This window comes from Betaproteobacteria bacterium (assembly GCA_009377585.1).
Lineage (GTDB): Bacteria > Pseudomonadota > Gammaproteobacteria > Burkholderiales > WYBJ01 > WYBJ01.
In genome coordinates, this window is record WHTS01000120.1 from 15,297 (window position 1) to 17,303 (window position 2,007).

4 protein-coding genes are annotated in these 2,007 nt (G+C 67.7%); all 4 read left to right on the forward strand.

The annotated features are described in order from the left end of the window. Positions 1-314, forward strand: a 314-nt coding sequence (locus GEV05_25605) for a hypothetical protein (protein MPZ46698.1), incomplete at its 5' end; no start/stop codon positions are given. After that, positions 295-1,107, forward strand: a complete 813-nt coding sequence (locus GEV05_25610) for a flagellar brake protein (GenBank protein ID MPZ46699.1) — start codon at positions 295-297, stop codon at positions 1,105-1,107. The genes GEV05_25605 and GEV05_25610, both read left to right, overlap by 20 nt. Positions 1,108-1,190: 83 nt before the next feature. Continuing rightward, entirely contained in the window at positions 1,191-1,538 is a 348-nt protein-coding gene (locus GEV05_25615; GenBank protein ID MPZ46700.1) for a hypothetical protein, read from the forward strand. Then, positions 1,538-2,007 (forward strand): hypothetical protein (locus GEV05_25620; GenBank protein ID MPZ46701.1); only part of this gene is annotated, 470 nt, incomplete at its 3' end. The genes GEV05_25615 and GEV05_25620, both read left to right, overlap by 1 nt.

Below are 2,007 nucleotides of genomic sequence, written 5' to 3' on the forward strand. Positions count from 1 at the left end.
CGGTCGCGCCTTCTGAACTTCGCGCCGCGGTCGCGCTGGCATACGCCGAAAACGATCCCGCCCCCAAGGTGGTCGCCAAGGGCCGCGGCCTCGTCGCGCGTGCGATCATCGAGCGGGCGCGCGCAGCCGGTGTGTACGTGCACGACTCGCCCGAGCTGGTGGGGCTGCTGATGCAAGTCGATCTCGATCGGCACATCCCTGCGCAGCTGTACGTCGCCGTGGCCGAAGTGCTGGCATGGATCTATCGCCTGGAGCAACGCCTGGCGCCGGAACGATCGGACAAGGAACCGCGCGATGGCGGAAGCGAGCGCTGAATCCAGCGGCGCCCGCGACCCGGCCGGCGCAGGTGCGGGCGGCGCCGTTGCCCCGGTCAACGCAGATGCGGGCGGCGACGAGTCGCCCTATGTGCTGCACTCGCGCATCGACATCGCCGCGGTGCTGCGTGACCTGGTGCGCAGCCGAGGGCTCGCCAGCGTTCACTTCGGCGGCGGCCAGGACACGCTGCTCACGCCCCTGCTTCGCGTCGATCCCGTGGCTGGCGAAATCGTCTTCGACTGCAGCGGAGCCGAGCGGCTCAACCAGGCGTTGATGCGCGCATCGAAGCTCCTGTTCGTCTCCTCGCACGACAAGGTGAAGATCCGTTTCACCACGGGTTCGGCTCGCGTCGTGCAGCACGAGGAGCGCGCTGCGTTCGCGGTGCGCATGCCGGAATCGATGCTGCGCCTGCAACGGCGCGAGTTCTACCGGGTGCTCGCGCCGGTCGCGCGGCCCGTACGCTGCGTGATCCCGGTGGATCGGAGCAACGGCGTGCGCAATATCGAAACCCGGCTGCACGACATCAGCCAGGGCGGCGTGGCGGTAGCGGCGCAACCGCAGGATCTGCCTGCCGAGATCGGCGCGCTCTACGACAACTGCCGCATCGTGTTGCCGGACGCAGGCAACGTCGTGGTCAGCCTGCGCACCGCCAACATGCTCGCCATGACGCTGCTCAACGGCAAGCAGATGGTGCGGGTCGGCTGCCAGTTCGTGCGCCCGAGCATGTCCGCGCTTGCGCTCATCCAGCGCTACATGATGCGGCTCGAACGCGACAAGAGGTCGCGCGACTGACGCTCGTCGCCGGCAGCGGGACAGGGTTGCTGCAGCGGCCGCACCCGGGCATAGTTGGCTCTATCGAAAGAATGGAGGCCCGCATGCACGCTCGGTCGGTTCTGCTGCTCGCCGCTCTGGTTTACGCCCCGCTCGCGCTGGCCCATCACGGCTGGAGCGAATACGACTCGTCCAAGACGCTCAACCTCTCCGGCAAGATCCTCGAATCCGGCTACGAGCATCCGCACGGACACATCCGCCTCGAGGCTGGCGGCAAGATCTGGAATGTCGTGCTCGCGCCGCCGTCCCGCATGCAGGCGCGCGGACTGCCGCGCTCGGCCTTGAAGCCCGGTGCCACCGCAACGATCGTGGGCTATCCCAACCGCAACAAACCCGACGAGATGCGCGCCGAGCGGATCACGGTCGAAGACAAGACCATCGAGCTGCGTTGATGGACACCGCGCCCGGCCCTTTGGGCGCGATCGAGGCGCTGCCGCCCGGCCCCTTGGGCGCAATCGAGGGGCTGCCCGTTGCGCAGGCGATGCGCCAGTGGCTATGGCTCTATCCGGGCGTCGAGATCGTCCATATTCTCGGCTTCGTGCTGCTGGTGGGCTCGATCGTGATGTTCGACCTGCGCCTGCTCGGTCTTTCCAAGGCGATTCCGGTGCCGGCGCTTGCTCGCCATCTGCTGCCGTGGACGCTGGGCGCGCTGCTGCTGATCGTGCCGAGCGGGTTGCTCATGTTCAGCGCGCATGCCGCCGATTTCGTCGGCAACCCGGTGTTCGTGCTCAAGATGACGCTGCTGATCGCGGCTTTCGTCAATGCGGCAGCCTTTCATGTGGGCATGTATCGCAGCGTCGCACAATGGGAGCGCGACCGGCCCACACCCCTGGCCGCGAAACTGCACGCGGCGGCCTCGCT